The sequence below is a fragment of the Falsiroseomonas frigidaquae genome (genome assembly GCF_012163145.1).
Classification (GTDB): domain Bacteria; phylum Pseudomonadota; class Alphaproteobacteria; order Acetobacterales; family Acetobacteraceae; genus Falsiroseomonas; species Falsiroseomonas frigidaquae.
On sequence record NZ_JAAVTX010000001.1, the window covers coordinates 586,432 to 604,799 of the forward strand.

An 18,368-nucleotide genomic window follows, 5' to 3' on the forward strand; every position below is an offset into this window, starting at 1 on the left:
GAGACGGCGGATCGGCGCGGGCATCACCGCGCCCCGTCACCTGTGCGTGGTGACGGGGACGAGTGCATCAGGAAGCCGGTCCGGGAAGCGCCTCAGGCATCCATGCGGATGCGGCTTCAGGCATCCATGCGGATGCGGGCTTCAGGCATCCATGCGGATGCGGGCTTCAGGCATCCATGCGGATGCGGGCTTCAGGCATCCATGCGGATGCGGGCTTCAGGCATCCATGCGGATGCCGAGGCGCCGGATCATGCCGCCCCAGCGATCCGTCTCCTCCGCCAGGAAGGCGGCGGCTTCCTCGGGGCCGGTGGCCATCACCTCGAAGCCGGCAGCCTCCAGCCGCTGGCGCCCGGCCGGCTCGCGCAGGCCCTTCTGCGCTTCCGCCGCAAGCCGCGCGATGCGATCGGGCGGCGTGTTGGCCGGTGCCACCATGATCTGCCAGCCATAGGATTCCGCATTGGCGATGCCCTGTTCCGCCAGCGTCGGCACATCCGGCGTCAGCCGGAACCGGTCCTTGGAGGTCACGGCCAGCGCACGGATGCTGCCGGCACGCACCTGGCCCATGACGGCGGCGGTGGTCACCACCATCGCCTGGATGCGCCCGGCGATCAGGTCCAGCGTCGCATCCGGGAAGCCGCGATAGGGCACGTGCAGCATCTCAAGCCCGCCGGCCTTGGCCATCAGGTCGATCATGCCGAGATGCCCGCCAGAGCCGGGGCCGACCGACCCGAAGGCCAGCTTGCCCGGATTGGCCTTCGCATGCGCCACGAAGCCGGCGAGGTCGGTGACCGGCAGGTCGTTGTTCACCACCAGGAATTGCGGCCCGCGCACCAGCAGCGACACCGCCTTCAGGTCGCGCACCGGGTCATAGGGCAGGTTGGCAAACAGTGCCGGCGCGGTGGAAAGCGGGCCGTTGATCGACAGGCCGATGGTGTGGCCGTCATTCGCCTTGGCCACCGCATCCGTGCCGATATTGCCGCCCGCGCCCGCTCGGTTCTCCACCACCACCGGCTGGCCGAGCGCAGTCGCCAGATGCGCCGTGACCACGCGCCCGGTCAGGTCCGGGCTGGACCCCGCGGGGAAGGGCACGATGAATCGCACCGGCCGGTCCGGCCAGCTGGATTGTGCGCGCGCGGACAGGATCGGGGCGCTGGCGAGGCCTGCGGCAGCGGCCAGCAGGCCACGGCGGGTCTGGGTCATGGGGGAATTCCTCCGGGATTGTTGGGACGCAGAATGCCCGCTGCATGCCATGGCGGAAAGACCTCGGCGGAAAGGCCTGGGCGGAAACACCTGGGCCGCTGGCGTCGCGGTGGCGGCCCTCAGCCGCCGGCGTAGCGGCTGGCGGAATGGATGAAGCCATGCGCCGGAAAGGCGGTGCTGCCGAGCGCGCCGATCGGCGGATACCAGACCCGCACCCGCGACCAATCATTGTAGGACGAGACATCGACCACGCGCTGATCCGTCATGATCCGCCCGCGCGCCGCCCCGGTCGCCCAATTGGCGTGGTCCACCATGATCTCGCGCGGCCCCAGCACGCGGGACACCACGGCGACGTGGCCGGCCCGCATGCGGGGGGTGCGGCCCAGCACCAGCACGCTGCCCGGCCGCGGCGCCGCGCCGCGGTCATACCGCCCGGCCGCGGCATCCCACCACTGCCAGGCATCACCCGACAGGCCGATGCCGGACCGCGCGCGGGCATAGGGGACGCAGGAAATCGGCTCGCCGAGATGCGGCCGCAGCGGCGCGACCACGGCAGGCGCCGCGCCCCGCCCGCCGCCACAGGCCGCGAGCGTCAGCAGCATCAGCATGGCAAGGACGGCGCGCATGACCTTGTTCTAACAAAGCCGCCGCGCCGAAGCCAGTCGTTACGCCGCCCGCGCCGCCGGCACCGCCCGCATCCGCCCGCCGGGCAGCGCGCCTGGAATGGCCGCCGCGAAATCCGCCGCCTGCAGCAGCGCCGGCCAATCCACCCCGGTGGCAACGCCCATGCGGCCGAACAGCCAGGCGACATCCTCCGTCGCCACATTGCCGGTGGCGCCCGGCGCGAAGGGGCAGCCGCCGAGGCCGCCGGCGGCGCTGTCGAAGACCCGGCAGCCGGCCTCCCATGCCGCGGCGCAATTGGCCACGCCCATGCCGTAGGTATCGTGGCCGTGGAAGGCGAAGCGCGGGCCGCCATCGGCATCCGGCCAGCTTCGGATGGCCTGGGCGAAGACGCGGCGCACCTGGTCGGGCGCGGCATTGCCGGTGGTGTCGCAGATGCTGATCTCGATGCCCTGGTCCAGCGCCTGCACCCGCTCCACCCAATCCAGCGCGTCATGCTCCGGCACCACGCCCTCGAATGGGCAGTGGAAAGCGCAGGACAGGTTGAACCGCACCTTCATACCCACCGCCACGGCATCGGCCACGATGCCCGACAGGTCGAGGAAACTGTCCATCCGGCTGCGGTTCACATTGGCCTTGTTGTGGCTTTCGGTGATGGACATGAAGACGCCGACGCGATGCGCGCCAGCCGCCTTCGCCATCTCGAAGCCCCGCCGGTTCGGTGCCAGCACGGTGCATTCCAGCCCGGGCAGGGCCAGCGCCGCCTCCAGCACCGCGCCGGTATCGGCCATCTGCGGCACCGCCTTCGGGCTGACGAAGGACCCGATCTCCATGCGCCGCAGCCCGGCCGCGTGCAGCCTCCGCACCAGCTCGATCTTGGTCTCGGTCGGCACGAAGGGGCCGATGGACTGCAGCCCGTCGCGCGGCGCGACCTCGGATATCACCGCGTCAGCCATTGGCCTTCTCCCCCAGCAATTCACCGAACACATGGTCGTTGTGCGCACCCACCGCAGGCGCCGTCCATCGCACCATCTCCCGCGGCGTCACGCCGTCGAAGCGGAAAGGCGCGGCGGGGTGCAGCAGGGTGGTGCCCATCAGCGGATCCTCCACCTCCATCACCGTCTGCCGGGCGCGGAAATGCGGGTCCTCGGCGCAGTCGCGGATGTCATACAGGCGTGAACAGGGAATATCCGCCGCCTCCAGCACCGCCTCGGCCTCCGCCGCCGGCAGGGTGCGGGTCCAGCGGCCGATCTCGGCATCGATCTCCGCCATATTGGCGCAGCGGCCGCGATTATCGACGAAGCGCGGGTCTGCGCCCATGGCCGGGTTGCCGATGGCGTCGCACAGGCGCTTGAAGATGGGGTCCGAATTGCCGCCGATGCACAGCCATTTCCCATCGGCGCAGAGATAGGTGTTGGTCGGCGCCGCGGTCAGGATGGCAGACCCGGCCGGCTGCCGCACCGCCCCGGTCAGCCCGTATTCCGGCAGCATCCCCTCCATCAGGCTGAACACCGCGCCCACCAGGTCCACATCGATGATGCGGCCGCGCGCCCCGGGGTTGCCCTTGATGCCCCAGCAGGCCGCGGTCACCGCCAGCGCCGCGTACATCCCGGCCAGATCGTCGCTGATGGAAACGCCGCAGCGCGGCGGCGGATGGTCGGTCACGCCAGGTGTCGCCGTCAGGTGGCGCAGCCCGCCCATCGCCTCCCCGATCGAGCCGAAGGCCGGCTTGTCCCGGTACGGGCCGTCCTGGCCGTAGCCGGAGACGCGGGCGATGACGAGGCGCGGATTGGCCTGGTGCAGCACCTCCGGCCCCAGCCCGATGCGTTCCAGATAGCCGGGGCGGAAATTCTCCACCAGCGCATCGGCGCGGCCCACCAGCTTCAGGATGCGCGCGCGCCCCTCGGCCGATTTCAGGTCCAGCGTGACGGACATCTTGTTGCGGCCATGGATGCTGAACCACACCGGATGGCCATTGTGCCGGCTGCCCCAGCCGCGGATCGGGTCACCCTCCGGCGGCTCGATCTTGATGACCTCGGCGCCCAGATCGGCCAGCAGCCGCGTGGCGAAGGGCCCGGCGATGTAGTGGCCAAGTTCCACCACCCGCAGCCCCGCCAGCGGCAATCCGCCCTGCTGCGGCGCATTCGCCCCATCCATGCCAGCCATCCCCTTCAAGTCGCGGGAAGGGCTTACGGCAGCGCCGGCTTCACGAAAAGGCCACGCGATTCATCGCACCGGCAACAAAGGGGAAACCATTTTGCCTGCATAACGGTCCTGGGGTTGCCGAGCTTCCGCACCCCGTCTCTCCCTCGGGATGCTGGCTGCCTCCCCCCGATCTCGCCAGCATCCGAAACTCGGCGGGGCCCCTTCCCCGGGGTCCCGCCTTTTCTTTGCCCGCAAGATGCACGTCAGCCGCGGGCCAGGGAGGCTGCGAGCGCGCAGGCAGACAGCAGAAGCCCCGCGCCGAACACCGCCGCATGGCTGTCGCCGGTCGCGGCGAACAGCGCGGCCAGGGCGAAGGCCACCGCCGCCTGCGCCACGGCATAGCAGGCGGTCGCGCGGATCCACACCACGCCTGCCCGCGCGCCCGCCACCTCCTGCGTCGCCGCCAGCGTTACCGCCGTGGCGCCGATGCCGGCGAAGCCGCCGAGCGGCGCGGCCAGCAGCAGAGCCGGCCACCAGGGCAGCAGCGCCAGGGCCAGCGCCAGCACCTGCACGCCGAGCCAGATCGGCAGCGCCCGCCTGCCACCGATGCGCCCGGCAATCCGGCCGCCCAGCAGCGTGCCGGCCACCGCCCCCAGCCCGAACAGCACCCAGACCAGCGACGCCGCCTCGACAGCCAGGCCGCGGCCGCGCACGGCGAGATCCGCGAGATAGACCATCGGCGCCACCATCCCGGCGCCCGAAAGCCCATAGGCCAGCAGCAGCCGCAGCGCGCGGGGCACCGCCTGCGCCACCTCCGCCGCCGCCAGCGCCGGCGGATTCGGCCAGGAAGGCCGCGCCGCCAGCCACAGCAGCCCCACCACCACCGCAAGCCCGGCCCAGGCGAAGGCCAGCCCGCCCCACAGCAGCAGCGGCACCAGCAGCCCGGCCGCCGCCACGCCGCTGCCGGCGCCGGACATCACCACGCCGCCCGCCATGCTGCGCCGATCCGGCGCCACGCTGGCCTGCGCGGCCGGCCCGGCCAGCGCCATCAGCACGCCGCCCGCCGCTCCGGCCAGGCCGCGCCACAGCACGAACCACCACAGCCCGCCCTGCACCGCACAGGCGGCGAAGGCCAGCAGCGCCAGCGCCATGCCGGCATCCAGCGCCCGCGGCACACCGAGCCGCGCCGCCAGGCCACGCCCGCCCAGCACCCCGGCCAGGTAGCCCGCCAGATTGGCCGCCCCGAGCAGCCCGGCGCCGCCGCCATCCACCCAGCCGGCCCCCACCATCGCCGGGAACAGCGGCACATAGGCGAAGCGGGCCAGGCCGATGCCGGCGAAGACCGTCGCCGCCGCCGCCAGGGCGGGCCGCCAGAAGCTCATCCGCGCCGATCCGGCCAGGCCGGGCATCGCCTCATGCCGCCGCCGCGGCCGGCGTGGATCCTGGTCCGCCCGCGGGCCCCATACCCGGCCCCATACCCGGCCCAGCACCCAGCCCGGACAGCTTGCCGGCCGGCAGCCGCAGCGTCACGCGCAGGCCACGGGCTTCGGCGCCGGGGTGGCGGTCCGCCAGCACCATCTCCCCGCCATGCAGCGCCACCACGGCGCGGACCAGCGACAGGCCGAGGCCGGAGCCAGGGGTGGTGCGCGCCGCATCGGTGCGGAAGAAGCGCTCGCCGACCCGGACGCGATCCTCCGGCGACAGCCCCGGCCCGTCATCCGCCACGCTGATTTCCACCAGCCCACCATGCCATCGCGCCGCCAGCGCCACCGTGCCGCCCGGCGGATTGAACTTCAGCGCGTTGTCGAGCAGGTTCGCCACCGCCTGCAGCAGCAGGTCGCGGTCGCCGACCATGATCAGGCTATCGGGCAGCGTGCCTTCCAGCGTCTGTTCGCCGGCTTCCGCCGCCGCGCCATACAGCTCCGCCACATCGGCCAGCATCGGCGCCAGGTCGAAGGGCGCGAAGGCGGCGCGGCGGGCGCCGGCCTCCACCTCCGCGATGCGCAGCACCGCCTTGAAGACGCGCGCGATGTCATCAAGGTCGGCGATGCCCTGTTCCACCGCCGCGCGCAGCGCCTCCTCATCCGCCGCCGAGTCCAGGCTTTCCTCCAGCTTGGCGCGGGCGCGGGCGATCGGGGTCCGCAGGTCATGCGCAATGGCGTCGGAAACGCCGCGCACCCCCTCCATCAACTGGGCGATGCGGTCCAGCATCGCGTTCATCGTCATGCCCAGCCGGTCGAATTCATCCTGCCGGTCGGACAGCGGCACGCGGCGGGACAGGTCGCCGCCGCTGATCGCCGCCGCGGTGCCGTAGACCGGCGCCAGCCGGTCCTCCAGCGCCCGGCGCAGCAACCAGGCGCCCAGCACGGCGATCAGGGCGGAGGAGGCGGCGGCCCAGGCGATTCCCTCGCTCAGCAGGGCGCGCAGGCGCAGCTTCTCCGCCACGTCGCGGCCGACCAGCAGGCGATAGCCGTCGTCGAGGTCCACCCGCAGCAGCCGCGCCTCGCTTTCCGTGCCGTCGCGCAGCAGCGGCATGCGGATCCAGGGCGCGTCGGCCTCGGCCTGCGGCGGCCAGGCCTCCAGATTGCCGGCCAGGATGCCGCGGCTCGGCGTCACCAGCAGGTACAGCGCCTCATTCTGCACATCCAGCGCCAGCCGATCATCGATGGCGGTGACCAGCCCGGCCAGCCCCGCGCCATGCTGGCGCTCGGACAGCGCCACCGCATCGGCGCGGATCGCCGCATCGGTCTGCCGGTCCAGCGCGCCGGCGGTGTTCCACCACAGCACCACCGCCGCCGCGGTGGCGGCGGCGGCGAACAGTGCGGTGAACAGCAGGGCGAAGCGGCCCGAAGCACTCCGCAACAGCCCGATCAGCGGCAATTGCGCCAGGCTTGGGTTCATGCCGGGCGGCGCCTGCGCAGGGCGGGCCCGTTCAGGCCTGCGCCCGGATCATGTAGCCGGCATTCCGCACCGTGTGGATCAGCGGCTTGTCGAAGCCCTTGTCCAGCTTGTGCCGCAGCCGGCTGACATGCACGTCGATCACGTTGGTCTGCGGGTCGAAATGGTAGTCCCACACCTTCTCCAGCAGCATGGTGCGGGTGACCACCTGGCCGGCATGGCGCATCAGATGCTCCAGCAGGCGGAATTCGCGCGGCTGCACCTCGATCTTGCGGCCGGCGCGGGTCACGGTGCGCGACAGCAGGTCCAGCTCCAGATCGGCCACCTTCAGCCGCGTGGTCGGCACCTCGGCGGAGGGGCGGCGCCCCAGCGCCTCCACCCGCGCCAGCAATTCGGCGAAGGCGAAGGGCTTGGTGAGGTAGTCGTCGCCCCCGGCCTTCAGGCCCTTCACCCGCTCATCCACCGCGGTCAGGGCGGACAGGAACAGCACGGGGCAGCGGTTGCCCTGGCCGCGCAGCGTCTCCACCAGCCGCACGCCATCCACCCCGCCGGGCAGCATGCGGTCCAGCACCAGCACGTCGAATCCCTCGGACGCCGCCAGGAACAGGCCGTCGCGGCCATTCGCGGCGTGTTCAACCGTATGCCCGGCCTCCTGCAACCCCTTCTTCACGAAGCGGGCGACTTCGACGTCGTCCTCCACCAGCAGGATCCGCATGGGTGTTCCAGTGCAATGCGCTAGATTTGAAGAATAGGGCGGGACGCCGCGCCGCGTCACCTGCCGCCATAGCGCATCAGGCATGGCCCGGCCGCAACCTCCGGGTCATGCCGATCGCCGTAAAACCCCGCCTGGGTTCGGCCGGGGGCGGCCCGCGATCAGCCCTGCGGTTCCACCGGCCGCCGCCCGACCTGCACGGGCAACTCCATCGGCCGCCCGTTGCGGAGGATGGACAGCCGCACCGTCTGCCCCGGCGGCACCGCGGCGATGCCCCGCACCAGCGCCCGGCTGGTATCCACCGCATCGCCGTTGATCGCCACCACCTGGTCGCCCTGCCGCAGCCCAGCGCGGGAGGCCGGGCTGCCCCGCACCACCCCCGCCACCAGCACGCCGCCGGCTGGCGCCGCGCCGCGCCGCAGCGCGCCCGGCTCCGCCTCCGCATCCTGCACCGAGACGCCGAGCCAGCCGCGCTCCACCCGCCCGGTGCCGCGCAGCTGGTCGATCACGCCGCGCGCCAGGTCCGACGGCACCGCGAAGCCGATGCCGGCGGAGGCGCCGGAAGGGGAATAGATGGCCGTGTTGATGCCGATCACCTCGCCAGCCATGTTGAACAGCGGCCCGCCGGAATTGCCCGGATTGATCGGCGCATCGGTCTGGATGAAGTCGTCGAACGGCCCCGCCCCGATCTCCCGCCCGCGGGCGGAGACGATGCCGGAGGTGATGGAGCCGCCGAGCCCGAAGGGGTTGCCCGCCGCCAGCACCCAATTGCCCACCCGCAGCGCCGCGGAACTGCCCCAGCTCAGCGCCGGCAGCGCGCCCTGCGCCTCGATCCGCAGCAGAGCGAGGTCGGTCAGCTCATCCATCCCGACCAGGCGCGCGGGGTATTCCTGGCCGTTCTGGAAGGTGACCTGCACCCGGCTGGCATTGCCGATGACGTGGTTGTTGGTGACCAGCAGGCCGGAGGGATCGATGACGAAGCCCGACCCCGCACCCATCACCTGCGGGCCACGGCCGCGCTGCCGGTCGCGGAAATAGCGCTCGAAGGGTGTGCCGCGCAGTTCTGGGGGAATCTCGCGCGCCTCGGAGGTGACGGAGATGCTGACCACCGCCGGCAGCACCCGCTCCGCCAGATCGGCGAAATCGGGCAGCGCCAGCAGCGCGCCCCGTTGCGCCTGGGCGGGCGGCGCGGCGCAACCGAACAGCGGCAGCAGGGCAAGGCCGGCGAAGGCGCGGCGGGGAAGCGCGTGGGACATGCGGACTCCGAAGCAAATGAGCACGGGGCGAGGGAGCATATGGTTGCCCCTCAAGCGGGCGCCATGCCGGGCGACAGGTCAAGGGCCACGGATCAGGTGGAGCGGGGCGGCGGTGGTTCCGCAGCCCAGGGTTCCTCCGGCCAGGGGTGGCGCGGGTAGCGGCCGCGCATGTCGCGCCGCACATCGGCCCAGGCGCCGCGCCAGAAGCCGGCGAGGTCCCCGGTGATGGCCACCGGCCGCTGCGCCGGGGACAGCAGCGCCACCTGCAGCGGCACCCGGCCGCCAGCCAGCGGCGGCAGGCGTTCCAGCCCGAACAGATGCTGCGCGCGGGCTTCCAGCGTCGGCACCTCCCGGTCGTAGTCGATGGCGGCGGAGCGGCCGGCCGGCAGGTCCAGCCGTGCCGGCAGCGCCGCATCCAGCCGCCGCTGCTGATCCCAGGGCAGCATGCCGCGCAGCACCGCGACCAGATCCAGCGCCTTCGCCTCCGCCAGCTTGGTACGGCCATGCAGATGCGGCGCCAGCCATTCGGCGGCCGTCGTGGCCAAGGCGGCGTCGGTGAGGTCGGGCCAGGCCTCGCCCTCGGCCTGGCGCATCCAGCCGATGCGCGCGCGCAGCTGCTTCGCGGCGTTGGACCAGTCCAGGTCGCGCAGCCCGCGTTCCGCCACGGCGGTCGCCAGGGCGGCGGCGATGGCGGCGGGGTCGGCACTGGGCTGGGCGTGGTCCTCCAGCACCAGGGGGCCGAACATCAGGCGGCGGCGGGCCAGCACGGCACCGGCGCGGGCATCGAAGGCGGCGCCCTCCACCCAGCGCAGCCGGTCGGGGAAGCGGGCCTCCAGCGCGGCGCGGTCCAGCGGCGCGGCCATGCGGATGCGTGCCTCGGTGCCCTGCAATTCCAGATCCGCCACGGCCAGCAGCGGCGCGCGGGACAGCGGATCGGTCGCGCCGAGCCGCGCACCCTGCCCCGAGGCCAGGCGGAAGGCGCCATCCATGCTGCCGCGTTTCGCCGCGATCCGGTCCGGGAACCCCGCCGCCAGCAGCGGCCCGGCGGCACCACCCGGCAGCGCCGACCCATGCAGCTTCAGCCGCCGCCGGTGCAGCGCCCCGGCACGGCGGATGCGCTGGATGGTCGGGCGGTCCGCATCCCGGTGGTCGCCGCCATGCAGCAATTCCAGGCGCAGGTTGATGTCGGCCGGCTGGTCCCGCCCCCGGATCGGGTCGCGTTCCTCCAGCAGCGCGGCGAGGTCGGCGGCCAGCGCCTTCTCTCCCTCATCCTCCGCGGCAAGCAGCATGCGCGCCAGCCGCGGATGCGTGCCCATCCGGGCCATGCCGCGCCCCATGGCGGTGATGCGCCCCTGGCCATCCAGCGCATCCAGATCCGCCAGCAGCGCCCGCGCCGCGGCCAGCGCGCCGGCCGGCGGCGGATCGAGGAAGGGCAGGTCGGCCGGCGCCGCGCCCCAGGCGGCGCAGTCGAGCGCGAGGCCGGACAGCTCCGCCTCCAATATCTCGGGCCTGTCCTGCAGCGGCAGGCCGCGATGCAGCGCTTCCGACCACAGCCGTATCGCCACCCCCGGCGCGGTGCGCCCGGCGCGGCCGGCCCGCTGGTCCGCCGCCGCGCGGCTGATCCGCACGGTCGCCAGCCGCGCCAGGCCGGATGCCGGGTCCAGCCGCGGCGTGCGCCGGAAGCCGCCATCCACCACGATCCGCACGCCGGGCACGGTCAGCGAGGTTTCGGCGATCGAGGTCGCCAGCACCACTTTCCGGCGGTCCGACGGGTTCAGCGCCCGGTCCTGCTCGGCCGGCGGCAATTCGCCATGCAGCGGCAGCACCTCCGCCTCGATGCCCGAGAGGCGCTCCGCGGTGCGGCGGATCTCGCCCCAGCCGGGCAGGAAGGCCAGCACGTCTCCGGGATGGGCCCGCAGAGCGTCGCGGATGGCGCCGGCCATGGCCTCCGGCAGGTCCCGCGCCTCCTTCAGGTCGCGCAGCCGGTGTTCCACCTGCACCGGCCAGGCACGACCGAGCGATTCGATCACCGGGCAATCGCCCAGAAGGCCCCCAAGCAGGCCGACAAAGCGGGACACGTCGAGCGTGGCGGACATCGCCAGCAGCCGCAGTTCCGGCCGCAGCGCCCGCTGCATGTCGAGGCAGAAGGCGAGCGCCAGGTCGGTGTCCAGGTTGCGCTCATGCGCCTCGTCGAACAGCACGGCGGCCACCCCTTCCAGCGAGGGGTCGGATTGCAGCCGGCGCACCAGCAGCCCCTCCGTCACCACCTCCACCCGGGTGCGGTCGGAGACCATGCGATCCAGCCGCGTCGCCAGGCCGATGGTGCCGCCGGGCTGACCCTCCCCCAGCAGATCCGCCATGCGCCGGGCGGCGGCCCGCGCCGCCACGCGCCGCGGCTCCAGCACCAGGATCTTCCCGACGGCCCAGGGTTCCTGCATCAGCGCAAGCGGCGCCAGCGTGGTCTTGCCGGCGCCGGGAGGGGCCACCAGCACGGCGTTGGAGCCCGCGCGGAGTGCCGCCGTCAGGCGCGGCAGGGCTTCGGTGACAGGCAATTCGGGAAGCATCATCGGCGCTGCCTACGACGCCGCGAAACATATGTCACATGATGTGTCACGGCCGGCGCCCACCGCGCAGCAATCGGACTGACGGTGAAGCAATCATTACGATTACATCCGGCGTGCGAAATTCCCCGGCAAGGTTTGCCGGGCAGAAGGGCCCCACGACGCGCTGCCGCCGCGTCCAAGGACCAGGTCCATGTACGCCGCCCTGCCCCGCCTGCTCATCCTCATCCTTGTCGCCCTGCCGGGTCTCGCGGCGGCGCAGGGCGCCCAGCCCGCGACCGGGCCGATGTGCCGTGCGGAATGCGACCGGATGGCTGCCACCCGGGTGGGCGGCGCCACCCAGCAGGCGGTGCAGGCCTGCGCCATTCGCTGCGCCGCGACGCAGGCCCATCTGAACAGCCAGGCCGCACGAGGCACCACCCGCGCCCCGGACTGGGTCACCAGCCGGCCCACCGGCCGCACCCCGGACCGGGCCGCCAGAAGCGGCCGGCCGGCGCACCAGGACCACCGCGCGTCCCGGCCTGCCTCGGCGCGGCCGCCAATCCAGCCCACCAGCACCCGGTCCAGCACCCAGCCTGGCACCCAGCCCGGCACCGGCCACGGCGCCATCTACGCCGCGCGCGCCCCCTCCGCCGCCTTCGGCCTGGTGGTGGGCGAGCCGGACCGGATGGCGGCGCATCGCCGGGCCGAGCGCAGCTGCGCCGCCACCGGCCCGGGCTGCCGCATGCTGGCTGAGTTCACGGAGAGCTGCGCCGCCGCGGCGCAGGGCGTGCGGCGCAGCCAATGGGCGCTGTTCATGACCTCCGACCCCGCCTCCTACACCGTCACCTCGCTCTCCGCCGGCAGCGGGCGGACCAAGGGGCAGGCAGAACAGCAGGCGGTGGCCGAGTGCCGGGCGCGCGACCCGATGGCCACCTGCCGCATCGCCGCCTCCGCCTGCCGCGGCTGATTGCCGGGACCGCCGGCGCCCCGTAGCGTCGGCCGGCCCTGGTAGAGGACCGCACCCGATGAAGCTGCCCAGCCACAGCCGCTACGCACCCAGCGCCATCCCCACCCGCCCCACCTATCGCTGGCCGAATGGCGCGAGCCTGGCCGTGGTGGTCTGCAACAACATCGAGCATTTCGCCTATCGCGCCGGAATGGGCAGCGACAGCGCGCAGCCCAACGCACCGCAATCCTTCCGCAACTACGCCTGGCGTGACTACGGCAACCGCGTCGGCCTGTGGAACATGCTGGAGATGCTGGACGAGCTGCAGATTCCCAGCGCCCACAACGTCAACAGCGCCGCGCTGGACTACATGCCGGAGATCGCGGAAGCGCTGCGCAAGCGCGGCGACGAATTCATCGGCCACGGCCGCAGCAACGCCGAGCGCCAGGACACGATGTGGGAGGAGGATGAGCGCCGCCTGATCATCGAGACCCGCGACGCCATCACGCGTCATGCCGGCGTGGCGCCCACGGGCTGGCTCGGCCCCTATCTCGCGCAGAGTCACGTCACCCTCGACCTGCTGCGGGAGGAAGGCTTTCGCTACATGATGGACCTGCCGGCGGATGACCAGCCGTTCTGGATGGCGACGCGCGCCGGGCCGATCCTGTCCGTGCCCTATTCGATCGAGCTGAACGACAGCCCTGCAATGGTGTTCCGCCAGCACAGCGGCCGCGAATTCGCCGACATGATCGTCGACCAGTTCGATGAGATGCTGGAGCAGTCGGCGCGAAGGCCGCTGGTGTGCAGCGTGGTGCTGCACACCTTCGTCGTCGGCCAACCCTTCCGCCTGCGCCCCCTGCGCGCCGCGCTGCGCCACATCCTGGGCCATCGCGACCGCATCTGGCTGTGCCGGCCGGGCGAGCTGGCGGCCTATGCCGCCGGGCTGCCGCGCGGCGTGGTGCCGGGCTCGGAGATGCTGGACTCCGAGATGCCGGGTCCAGAGATGCTGGGCGGCTAGGCCGCCCGCAGCTCCGCCCCGCCATCCAAGATGCCGCGCGCCACCAGCGCGTCGAAGCTGCCGGAATGGGCGACCTTGCCGCGCTCGATCACCAGGATGCGGTCGGCGCCGCGGATCGTCTCCAGCCGGTGCGCGATGACGATGCGCGTGCAGGTCAGCGATGCCAGGGTCCGCGTGGTGACCGCCTGCGTCGCAGGGTCCAGCGCGCTGGTCGCCTCGTCCAGGATCAGCACATCCGGCTTGTTCACCAACGCGCGCGCCAGCAGCAGGCGCTGCACCTGGCCGCCCGAGAGCACATGCGCCGCATCGGCGATCGGGGTGCGCAGGCCGAGCGGCATGGCGCGCACGTCATCGGCGATGGCCGCCGCGGCCAGTGCCTGCCAGATCTGCGCCTCCGTCGCCTCGCTGAAGCCGCGCAGCACGTCCAGCAAAGCGCCGGGCGGCAGCTGCGCGCCCTGCAGCACCGTGCCGATGCGCCGCCGCAGCAGGCCGAGGTCGAGCGAGACCAGATCCTGCCGGTCGAATGTCACGCTGCCGAAGCGGGCGCGTTCCAGCCCCAGCAGCAGCCGCACCAGCGTGGATTTGCCACAGCCGGACCGCCCGACGATGGCAACGAACTCGCCCGGCTCGATCGACAGGTTCAGGCCGGAGAACAGCGGCGTATCGGCACCCTCATAGCCGAAGGCGACATTGGTCATGGCGATGCGGCCGGTCAGCCGGCCCGGATCGATGCGCCCGGCCGTCGGTTCCGGCTGCGCCTGCAGCAGCGGCGCGGCGTAGCTGCGCATCGCATGCAGCGGGTAGAAGCCGGTGAAGGCCTGGCCCATGCCGTTGGCCGCGCCATTGGCGATCATGAAGGCCATCAGGAAGCCGACCACCGCGGCATTGTCGGGCGCGGCGCCGGACATGAACAGCAGGAACAGCAGCCCGACGCCGAAGAAGGACAGGAAGGCGGCGGCGGAGGCCAGCCAGGTGTCGATATGCTCCTCCACCAGCTTGGTGCGGCGCATGCCGATGAAGCGTTCCGCCCAGGCGCCCAGCAGCCGGTGTTCCACGCCGGCCAGCCGCAGCTTGGTGATGCCGCCCACCGCCTCGATCGCCAGGCTATCCGCCTGCCCCGAAAGCTGCTGCCCGGTCTGCTGCACGCGGGATTTCAGGATGCCGCCGACCACCGCGATGCCGAGCTGCACCGCCAGGATGCCCAGCGCCACCAGCGCCGCGATGGCGTGGTACATGAACAGCATGGCCATGGAGGTGGCCAGCGCCGCGCCATAGCCCAGCATGGAAAGCCGGAAGCCCTGCGCGCCGAGCGGCAGGGACAGCGCCACGTTCAGCCGGGACGATATCTCGGATGGCGTGAATTTGCGCAGCACCGGCATCGGCAGCCGCAGCAGCCGGTCCCACAGACCCGCATGCAGCGGCGCTTCCGCCGTGGCCGTCAGCCGGTGCTTGGCGATGTCGCCCGCCATCTGCACCACGAAATTGGCCGCGCCGACGCAGGCCAGCGCGATGCCCAGCTCCACCAGGCCCATCCGGTTGCCGCCCGGAATCAGCGACCCGGTGGCGAAGGACATGGCGATCGGCATGCCAAGCCCGAGGAAGGCACCGAGCAGCGCCGCGCCCAGCGCCAGACCGCGGTCGCCGCGATTGGGCAGCACGAAGCGGCCGAGATCGGCCACCGTCAGCTGCTGGTCCGACAGCGGCTCGATCATCGTCCAGGCGCGCAGCGCCAGGCGCTCGGCCAGCGCCGCGGTCATCGGCTGCGCGGCGGTACCGAAGCCCTGCAGCAGGTAGCCGCCCTTGCGCGGCAGCAGCGCCACCGGCTCGCCATCATCCAGATGGCCCAGCAGCGGGCCGAGGTCGCGCTGCCACCATTCCGCCGGCAGCGCCACGGGCCGCAGCCGCAGGCCGGAGGCGCGGGCGATCTCGTCCATGGTCGGCGGGGTGTCGATGTCCTGCTCCCGCAGCCGGGTCGGGCGCTGGATGCGCGGGCGCATGCGGGCCGCCTTCGCCACCGCGACCATCGCCTGGAACAGCGGCTCCGCCGGCCCGGCTTCCACCGGCTTGGCGGCCAGTTGCGGCGCCGGCGCGTGCAGCAGCGCGGCGGCCAGTTCCGTGGTGCGCTGCGCGCCTTCCGCATCATGCTGGGCGCGCTGGCCCAGCCGGCCGCTTTCGTCGATCTCGGCCAGGCTGCGCAGCCCCGGCAGCATGGCGACGCAGGCATCGGTGAAGGCGGTGATACCCTCCACCGCCTCCGCCAGCAGGGAAGGTGGCGGCGCGCTGAGCACCAGCGCATCCAGCTCCGTGCCGCCGATCAGCCAGGCCTCCGGCGGCAAGGGCAGCAGGCCGCCCACCGGCTCCAGCCCGAGCAGCATGCCGCAGCCCGGCGGCAGTTCCAGCCACACACCCTCCCCGCGCGCCGTGGCGGATTGGCCCTCGGCGAGGTGCAGGCGGCGGCCCGGGCGGGCGACCTTGTCGATGTTGGAGGGGCGCCACAGCCGCGCGCCCATGCCACCGGCCAGCGCCGAGGCCCAGAGCTGCATCGCATCGACCAGCGCCTGGTGCCCGCCCAGCGCCGAGAGCTGTGGCAGCCGCCGCAGCCGGGCCCCGGCGGCCGGGCGCAGCACCAGGCATTCCAGATCCGGCCCGTGGCCGACCACCAGGGTGCCGGCGCGGATGCGGCCGATGAACATGTGGGGACCGGGCGGCGCCTGGCCGGGTTCCCAATCATCCAGCCCGCCCTGGGCCGCGAAGATGTCGGCTTCGCCGGCCTCCAGCAGCCAGAAGGCACCGGGTTCCCCCAGGCTGCGCGGCGGCTGCTGGAAATGCGGGTCGGGCTGGCCGGGCAGGTCGGGCGGTACGAAGGCGTCCATCTCAGGCCCCTACTTCAGCAACGGACGGCAGCATCAGCTTGGCGAAGGCGCTGCGTCGCGACGCAAGCTCCGCCGGCGGGCCCATCTCGATGATGGCGCCGCGTTCCATCACCACCACGCGGTCGCAATCGCGCAGCGGCGCCAGGCGGTGGGCCACCACCAGCATGGTGGCGCCACGACGCCGGATATTGGACAGCAGCTCCGCCTCGGTCTGGTCGTCCAGCGCCGCGGTCGCCTCGTCGAACAGCAGGATGCGCGGGTCCTGCACCAGGGCGCGGGCAATCTCGATACGCGCGCGCTGGCCGCCGGACAGGTTGGTGCCGCCGCCGGAGATCGGGAAGGCGTAGCCCTCGCGCCGCTCCAGGATGAAGTCGTGGATGGCGGCATCGCGCGCCGCGGCGTGCAGGCGTTCCTCGGAGACCGTCGGATCCCACAATGCGATGTTGTCGCGCACCGTGCCGGTGAACAGCATCGCCGTCTGGTCCACCACCTGCACGCTCTGCCGCAGCACGGCGCGCGGAATCTCCCGCAACGGCTTGCCATCCAGCAACACCTGGCCCGACCACGGCTCATGCAGCCCGGCGGCGAGCAGCGCCAGGGTGGACTTGCCGGAGCCGGAGGCACCGACGATGCCGACCCGCTCGCCCGGCTCCACCACCAGCGACACGCCGGAGATCAGCGGCGCGGCGCGGCGCGAATGGCCGAAGGTGACGTCGCGCAGCTCGATCCGTCCATCCAGGCGGCGGATCAGCCGTGGCGCCGCCGGGGGATTGGTGAACTCCTCCGCCAGCGGGTGTTGCAGCGTGTCGTCCAGCAGGCGCAGGCTGGCACCGGCTTCCTGCATGCGCGGGCCGAGCTGCACCAGGCGGCCGACCGGGGACAGGAACACCGCCAGCAGGAACTGGAAGGCGACCAGCGCGCCGATCGACATCTGCCCGCCGATCACCAGCCCGCCGCCGATCGCCAGCGACGTGGCCGCGGCGACGGCGGTGGCCAGCCCCGGCAGGTGCCGCAGCGCGGTGCGGCCCAGCATCAGCGATTGCCGCAGGTTCAGCGCGCGGGCGCGGCGCGCCATCAGCCGGTCGAACAGCAGCGCCTCGCTGCCGCTGGCGCGGTAGCTCTCGATCATGCGCAGGCCCTGCTTCGCCTCCGCCGCCTCCATCGCCTGTTCGTTCATCAGGCGCTGCTGGTCCTCCTTCAGCCGTGCCGAGAGGAAGGCCAGCGCCACCGCCAGCGCCGCGGCCGCGGCCAGCGCCACCAGGCCCAGCCGCAGGTCGAACAGCAGCAGCACCGCCAGGTAGATCGCCGCCATGATCAGCGCCAGCATGGTGCCGCCGATCTCGCCGGCGACGATGCCGGCGACGCGGTCGTTCAGCATGACGCGGTCGGCGATGCTGGCCGGGCCGCGCTGGCCGTAGAAGGACATCGGCAGGCGCAGCACGCGTTCCATGAAGCCGATGCCACCGGCCACGGCGACGCGGGTTTCCAGATTGTGCTGCAGCGTCTTCTGCATCCAGGTGCACAGCGCCGCGAAGGCGCCGACGCCCAGCATCGCCAGCAGCATCGGCCACAGCCAGGCGATGACGCCGGCGGACAGGATGCGGTCCATGAAGACCTGGCGGAAGGACGGGCCGAGCACGCCCGGCAGCGCCAGGATCACGCTGATGCCGATCGCCAGCAGCACGGCGCGGCGGCAGCCACGCAGCCGGTCCGCCAGGCCACGCATCGCGCTCGGCGGCGATCCGCCCTTCTTGAAGGCGGGGCCGGGCTTGATCATCAGCACGATGCCGCTGAACTGGCGGCGCAGCTCGCGGTCATCGACGCGGCGGCGACCACGCGCCGGGTCGTTGAGTTGCCAGCTGCCGCCGCGCTTGCCCTCCAGCACCAGGAAGTGGTCCATGCCCCAATGCAGGATCACCGGGCCTTCGACGGTGGCCAGCGCCTCCGGCTCGCCGCGCACGGCGCGCACCTCGAAGCCCATCTCGCGCGCTGCCGCCGCGATGTGCTGTGCCTTGCTGCCGTCGCGGGAGACGCCGCAGCGGGCGCGCAGGTCCTCCAGCGTCAGCCACAGCCCGTGATGGGCGGCGATGATGCCGAGCGCGGCGGCGCCGCATTCCGCGGCCTCGATCTGCAGGATGGTGGGGGTGCGCATGGCC

The 18,368-nt window shown here is 72.7% G+C and carries 13 protein-coding genes; 2 read left to right on the forward strand and 11 right to left on the reverse strand.

What is annotated here, in order from left to right:
• Positions 1–216 precede the first annotated feature (216 nt).
• The 9 genes from HB662_RS02845 to hrpB all read right to left on the reverse strand — a co-directional run bounded on the left by HB662_RS02845 (position 217) and on the right by hrpB (position 11,396).
• Positions 217–1,200 carry a Bug family tripartite tricarboxylate transporter substrate binding protein gene (locus HB662_RS02845; protein ID WP_168046916.1) on the reverse strand — a complete coding sequence of 328 codons (984 nt, stop codon included), beginning with the start codon at positions 1,198–1,200 and terminating at the stop codon, positions 217–219.
• A 119-nt stretch (positions 1,201–1,319) separates the two neighbouring features.
• The gene (locus HB662_RS02850; RefSeq protein ID WP_168046918.1) at positions 1,320–1,826 is read right to left on the reverse strand and encodes a CHAP domain-containing protein; all 507 of its coding nucleotides are present in this window, start codon (positions 1,824–1,826) and stop codon (positions 1,320–1,322) included.
• A gap of 39 nt (positions 1,827–1,865) precedes the next feature.
• The gene (locus HB662_RS02855; protein WP_168046920.1) at positions 1,866–2,777 is read right to left on the reverse strand and encodes a hydroxymethylglutaryl-CoA lyase; all 912 of its coding nucleotides are present in this window, start codon (positions 2,775–2,777) and stop codon (positions 1,866–1,868) included.
• Positions 2,770–3,978, reverse strand: coding sequence for a CaiB/BaiF CoA transferase family protein (locus HB662_RS02860; protein WP_245185384.1), 1,209 nt, complete (start codon positions 3,976–3,978; stop codon positions 2,770–2,772). The genes HB662_RS02855 and HB662_RS02860 overlap by 8 nt, the downstream gene beginning before the upstream one ends.
• A 251-nt stretch (positions 3,979–4,229) precedes the next feature.
• Positions 4,230–5,348 carry a YbfB/YjiJ family MFS transporter gene (locus HB662_RS02865; RefSeq protein ID WP_168046924.1) on the reverse strand — a complete coding sequence of 373 codons (1,119 nt, stop codon included), beginning with the start codon at positions 5,346–5,348 and terminating at the stop codon, positions 4,230–4,232.
• Positions 5,349–5,379: 31 nt separating this feature from the next.
• Entirely contained in the window at positions 5,380–6,867 is a 1,488-nt protein-coding gene (locus HB662_RS02870; protein WP_168046926.1) for a sensor histidine kinase, read from the reverse strand.
• A gap of 31 nt (positions 6,868–6,898) precedes the next feature.
• Positions 6,899–7,579 carry a response regulator transcription factor gene (locus HB662_RS02875; RefSeq protein WP_168046928.1) on the reverse strand — a complete coding sequence of 227 codons (681 nt, stop codon included), beginning with the start codon at positions 7,577–7,579 and terminating at the stop codon, positions 6,899–6,901.
• A gap of 158 nt (positions 7,580–7,737) precedes the next feature.
• Positions 7,738–8,832: a trypsin-like peptidase domain-containing protein gene (locus tag HB662_RS02880; RefSeq protein ID WP_168046930.1), complete on the reverse strand. Its 1,095-nt coding sequence runs from the start codon at positions 8,830–8,832 to the stop codon at positions 7,738–7,740.
• 92 nt (positions 8,833–8,924) lie between these two features.
• Positions 8,925–11,396: an ATP-dependent helicase HrpB gene (hrpB, locus tag HB662_RS02885; RefSeq protein WP_168047601.1), complete on the reverse strand. Its 2,472-nt coding sequence runs from the start codon at positions 11,394–11,396 to the stop codon at positions 8,925–8,927.
• A 190-nt stretch (positions 11,397–11,586) separates the two neighbouring features.
• On the opposite strand from hrpB, the gene HB662_RS02890 reads away from it, so the two are divergent.
• Positions 11,587–12,342: a DUF4189 domain-containing protein gene (locus tag HB662_RS02890; protein ID WP_168046932.1), complete on the forward strand. Its 756-nt coding sequence runs from the start codon at positions 11,587–11,589 to the stop codon at positions 12,340–12,342.
• 58 nt (positions 12,343–12,400) lie between these two features.
• A complete protein-coding gene (locus HB662_RS02895) occupies positions 12,401–13,339 on the forward strand; it encodes a polysaccharide deacetylase family protein (RefSeq protein WP_168046934.1) in 939 nt (312 codons plus the stop codon).
• Here HB662_RS02895 and HB662_RS02900 read toward each other — a convergent pair.
• Complete coding sequence (locus tag HB662_RS02900; RefSeq protein ID WP_168046936.1) at positions 13,336–16,212, reverse strand: ATP-binding cassette domain-containing protein; 2,877 nt, start codon at positions 16,210–16,212, stop codon at positions 13,336–13,338. The genes HB662_RS02895 and HB662_RS02900 overlap by 4 nt on opposite strands.
• 1 nt (position 16,213) lies before the next feature.
• On the reverse strand, positions 16,214–18,364 hold the full coding sequence (locus HB662_RS02905; RefSeq protein ID WP_168046938.1) for a cysteine peptidase family C39 domain-containing protein: 2,151 nt from the start codon (positions 18,362–18,364) through the stop codon (positions 16,214–16,216).
• Positions 18,365–18,368 lie beyond the last annotated feature (4 nt).